The organism is Clostridium sp. (genome assembly GCF_029267215.1).
In the GTDB taxonomy this organism is placed as follows: Bacteria; Bacillota; Clostridia; order Clostridiales; family Clostridiaceae; genus Sarcina.
The window spans coordinates 1-4,558 of sequence record NZ_JARIDH010000072.1 but is presented as its reverse complement, the minus strand read 5'-3'; the positions used below and the strand labels follow the sequence as shown (position 1 = coordinate 4,558).

The window sequence follows — 4,558 nt, the reverse complement described above, 5'->3', positions numbered from 1 at the left end:
TTTTGTAAATCATATTTTTTTGACTCAATTAAATTTTTTAAAATTTCCATTTTCTATTCTCCTATATTCTCTTATTCTTGTTCATCATAAATTGGTTGGCCTTGTTCATCAAAACCCAAACCATTAATTAGTTGGTTATCTATAAAGCTCTGAACATCAAAAGTTCCTAGGTCAATATTCAAGTCATCCATTAAGTAATCTATAATACCTTGGATTTGCTCAATAGTTAAATATGCTCAACTATTACTTTTTTGTTCCTTATTGTAAATTGTTATTAGTGCTGTTTCTATTAAATTAAAATTTTCATTCATATTTTTATTTCCTCTTTCTCTTTCTCTTTGTTATTTTTTATTTTTGTTGCTCTGTTAGTTCTGCTCAGATATTTCTATCTTTATCAGCTACATATATAGTGTTGTTATTTTTGACTGATATTTCTAAACTTTCAAAATCTAAGTTGTAATATTTAGCAACCTCAATAATTGATTTTATTTTAATCATTTTTATATTTCCTTTCTCTTTTGAAGCAATCTTTTTTGCTGCTTCTAATATTATTATAACACATAATTATACTATTTACAATATTTTTATATAGTATTAATAAATAGTTATATATATAAGATTTAATAAATTTATGAGTAGTTAAGAGTAGAGAGTGTAGAGTAATTAGTATATTTTATTCAATCATACATCAAGCATTAACATTTAGAGCATCAAGTTTTAACTTAGTAAGTACTTAGATTATAGCATCAAGTTTAGAACATAGAGTGTTAAGTTTAGAACACTAGATTACTAACTACCAAGTGCTTACTGCTTGCTACCATTAGAGAGCTAATATTTGCTACTTGTTGCTAACTGCTTACTGTAAAGCATAGAGTGCTAAGTGTTATATATCACTCCACTAGTGCTAAGTTTAGAGAGTTGAGATATGTTCTACTAGCAAGTGTTAGGTGTGTATGTGTTAGTACTCTACACTAGGTAGGGGTGGATAAAAAGAGTTTAGAGGGGGGTACTACTAACACTCTCTTAGTAATTCATGTTTTCACTCTCTTAGTAATTTAATCTCTTAATATTTAACAATCCTCTAACACTAGTAATTCACTTTTCTTTACTTTTTTACAAACTTGTGATATATTCTAAACTACACCAAGAAAAAAAAGGGAGAATTAACTATGGGTGACCAAGAAGTTAAGTTAAAATACACACAGGAGGACCTAGACAACATTGTTAGCAAGGTCAAGGCAAAGTATGATGAAAAATACATTAGCAGGGACACTTATGACTTGCTACAAAGTGATTACAACAAGTTGAAGGTCAAGGAAACTTTCATTACCAATGGTGGTGATAAAAGCAAGTTTGATGACTTTTACAAGTTGGAGCAGGACAATCTAACAAACTTGACTGAGAAGGGTACTGAAAAGTACTTTAATGAAGTTAAGCAGTCAAAGGGATGAGCATTTAGTTCTAGTAGCACAGACACTACTGTAAAAGAACCAAATGACACAAGTGTGGTAAAAGACTTGTTAGACACTGATGATGAATTGGTTGAAGGAACAATTTATCACAATAGCAATGTCTGGTTTAAAGAATAAAATTTTAAGGAGATTATAATGGCAGTTATTACAGGTATGTCAGGTATGGTCTTAGGTGATGGTGCTGGTGGAAAGATAGCATTAGATGTCCAAAAGAGAGTTTTAAGAATTCTTTCTAAGACTTCATTTAGTTGAAAAACAGCAACTATGATGAATCCATCAAGTGTTAAGTCTGGTACAGTTGCTTATCAAGTGCCTGAAATTCTACAAGCTGAGGATTATGGTGATGGTACAACAACTTCACAAATTCCACAAAGTGGTTTAGTTGAAATCAGCATTGATACAAGAAGGGACATCAAGTATGATGTAGAAACTTTTGACCAAACAAGATTAGGGGATATGGAATATGTTATTGGAATTATTGCTAGTGCTAGTGCCTTAGCAATCCAAAATGACTTAAATGCTCACTTCTGAGCACACATTGTTAAGTTTTTAACAACTGATGCTCAAGGTAAAAAGCAAAATATTCTAGTACCTGAATTGTTTAAAGAAGAACCAACACCTGAGGAATGTAGAAAAGCAATGAATAGAATTTCAATTGAAATTGCTAAGAAGTCAAAAACTTACAACAAGAGAACTATGGGGATTGAAAAAGCAGAGTTTATGGTGTTCTTAGACCCAGTGAGTGATGTTCACATGAGAAATGCCTTTTGAGGTGTTTTAAATGGAATGACTTATGCTATTGGAAGTGATTTAGAAGGGGTTAATTTAGGAAACTTTAAGTATGCTATTGACCCAATGCTAAAAAACTCTATTCCAGCAGGTACTTCATTTAGCAAAGACAAGGCATTAGATACAACAAAGTTTGTAGGTGTAGTAGTACATAATGAAGCAATTGCTATGCCAATGAACTTGATGCAAACAACACAAGTTATTGAACAAAACACTGCTAACCCAAGATTTATTACTAAATATCAGTTTGGTATTGGTACTCTAAGACCTGAACTAATCATTGGTTTAGTTGAGACAAAAATTGCTTAGACCATAATATTAGGGGGTGCCTAAAAACACTCTCTAATTTTTTTTATTTACAATGGCCTTTAATGAAATTTTAGAAAAGTTAATGTTATCTCATGGGGTTAAACTTTCAAAGAACACCCCAATAAATGTATGGAACTCACCAAGTCAAAAGACAAGGTTTAGAGAAATATACAAGAGATTACAGAAACAAGACCACATGATAGTTAAAACTTGGGAAAAGAAAGTACAAGTCATTTCTAAGAAAATGGGAAGAGGCATGTTGCCCTCAGTGGAAGAAAAAGAGGTTTTAAACATAGACAAGTTAAGACAAAATTTTAATACTTATCTTCCAGTGAATAGTAGTTGGATTAAAGCAGCAAGGTATAGTGATAAGAAGAAAGAATTAACACTTAAATTATCAGGGAGAAAAATTAAACCATATACCTTCTACAATGTGCCCTATTGAGTATGGGCTTATTTAACAACACTTAAAGGACATGCTGGTAAGAAGTTTTGAGATGAGAACTTTGGTATCTTATACTCTAACAATCCTTCAAGATGATTTAAATTTATAAAATAAAATTAAGGAGATTTTAAAATGAGAGAACTTTTAATTATTGATGAGTTTCTTGATGAAAGACCTGATATGATGTCCTTTGGAAAAGCAACTATCCAAAGTGCTATTAATCAGGCAAAGGTCTTACTTGATAGTGAGACAAATGGGTTAATGGTAGAAGTTTGAAATTACAACTATGCTAATGTTAATGACCCTAATGGTGGTATTGATAATCAAATGGGGGCACCTGACCCTACAAACAAACTTTATAGAACTAATTGGGAATTAGGACAAATTAAGCAGGCAATGATTTCTCAAACACAATACAACTTAAACATGGGGAATGATTTTTCAACTGGAAGTGAAAGTTTTAGTATTGGTGGTGTTAATGGAAGTTTCCAAAGACCATTAGAGAGACAAGTAATTGCCCCAGCAGTGTATAAGTTGCTTCAAAATGCTAGGGTTTATAAACTTAACTCCTATGGAATGTCTTTTAGCAATAGTGAAGAAGAAATCCAAGAGGAATGTGATTTTATTACAAGAGAAGTAGCAGACAAAAGATACTTAGCACAGTATCAACCTAATGTTAAAAAAGGGAATGTTGCTTATGTAAATAACTCTAACATGATAGATTTTGGAGACCCACAAGACCTAAACATTACAACTTACAACACAATTAACATTAAAGACCCACAGACAAATGAGTATGTACCATTAAACAAAGTTTTAGATATTTTGTTTAGAGGAAAAGACCTATATGGTCCTTACAGTGGAGTTGAGAGAGGTGAGTTGCTAAACATTGTTTCACTTGTTAATATGAATTGAAACCAAGAAATGTTTTATAGAAAAGACACCTTGTTATCTTATGCTTATGTAAATGATAAGGGTAAATGATTAATCCAAGATTTCTTAGCAAAGAGAGACAATAGAGGAAAGAACCCATTAGAAAGCCCTGAGGATTGACAAAGTTTAGGAACAGTCCAAGCAGACATTAACCAGATTGTAGAACTAACACTTACAAGGGTGAAAGAGATATATGACCCAGAGATACAATCAATCAAAGATAGTCAATCAAATTTTGAAACAAAACTTAATGGTGATTTTGATACTTTAAGACAAGACCTTACAAGTCAATTTACACAGCTACAAGAAACTATTACAAACAACTTTAATGCTTTAAAGCAAGAGATTAATACTAATCTACCAGTCCAAGTAGAGCAAGAGGTTAATAAGCAACTTGATGCTTTACCAACAATTGAATACATAAATACAATTTTCTTAAAAGGGCAAGTTGCCTTCTTTAAGTCAAATGTAGAACTTCAAGATTTTACAACAAAACATAATCTTCAAGAAAATGTAGATTACAAGTTGTTAGAACAACAAGTTATAGGTGTATCTCCAACTGGAACACCTTTTGGTGATTCATTAATTAAAATGAACCAAACACCTCAAT

Annotated in this window: 9 protein-coding genes; 8 read left to right on the top strand and 1 reads right to left on the bottom strand. The window is 31.6% G+C overall.

The window, feature by feature from the left end:
- Positions 1 to 375: 375 nt before the first annotated feature.
- Positions 376 to 498, bottom strand: a complete 123-nt coding sequence (locus Q1K13_RS11915; protein ID WP_300351209.1) for a hypothetical protein — start codon at positions 496 to 498, stop codon at positions 376 to 378.
- A gap of 671 nt (positions 499 to 1,169) precedes the next feature.
- Between Q1K13_RS11915 and Q1K13_RS11910 the strand changes: the two genes are divergently transcribed.
- From Q1K13_RS11910 to Q1K13_RS11875, 8 genes are all read left to right on the top strand, one after another.
- On the top strand, positions 1,170 to 1,451 hold the full coding sequence (locus tag Q1K13_RS11910) for a hypothetical protein (RefSeq protein ID WP_300351206.1): 282 nt from the start codon (positions 1,170 to 1,172) through the stop codon (positions 1,449 to 1,451).
- 288 nt (positions 1,452 to 1,739) lie between these two features.
- Entirely contained in the window at positions 1,740 to 2,003 is a 264-nt protein-coding gene (locus Q1K13_RS11905; RefSeq protein WP_300351203.1) for a hypothetical protein, read from the top strand.
- A gap of 66 nt (positions 2,004 to 2,069) precedes the next feature.
- Positions 2,070 to 2,243 carry a hypothetical protein gene (locus Q1K13_RS11900; protein ID WP_300351201.1) on the top strand — a complete coding sequence of 58 codons (174 nt, stop codon included), beginning with the start codon at positions 2,070 to 2,072 and terminating at the stop codon, positions 2,241 to 2,243.
- A 15-nt stretch (positions 2,244 to 2,258) separates the two neighbouring features.
- A complete protein-coding gene (locus Q1K13_RS11895) occupies positions 2,259 to 2,570 on the top strand; it encodes a hypothetical protein (RefSeq protein WP_300351198.1) in 312 nt (103 codons plus the stop codon).
- A gap of 82 nt (positions 2,571 to 2,652) precedes the next feature.
- Positions 2,653 to 3,015 (top strand): hypothetical protein, encoded by a 363-nt coding sequence (locus Q1K13_RS11890; protein ID WP_300351197.1) that lies wholly within the window; start codon positions 2,653 to 2,655, stop codon positions 3,013 to 3,015.
- A gap of 132 nt (positions 3,016 to 3,147) precedes the next feature.
- Positions 3,148 to 3,291 (top strand): hypothetical protein, encoded by a 144-nt coding sequence (locus tag Q1K13_RS11885; RefSeq protein ID WP_300351196.1) that lies wholly within the window; start codon positions 3,148 to 3,150, stop codon positions 3,289 to 3,291.
- A gap of 51 nt (positions 3,292 to 3,342) precedes the next feature.
- On the top strand, positions 3,343 to 3,930 hold the full coding sequence (locus Q1K13_RS11880) for a hypothetical protein (protein WP_300351193.1): 588 nt from the start codon (positions 3,343 to 3,345) through the stop codon (positions 3,928 to 3,930).
- A 198-nt stretch (positions 3,931 to 4,128) separates the two neighbouring features.
- Positions 4,129 to 4,558, top strand: a 430-nt coding sequence (locus tag Q1K13_RS11875; protein WP_300351190.1) for a hypothetical protein, incomplete at its 3' end; no start/stop codon positions are given.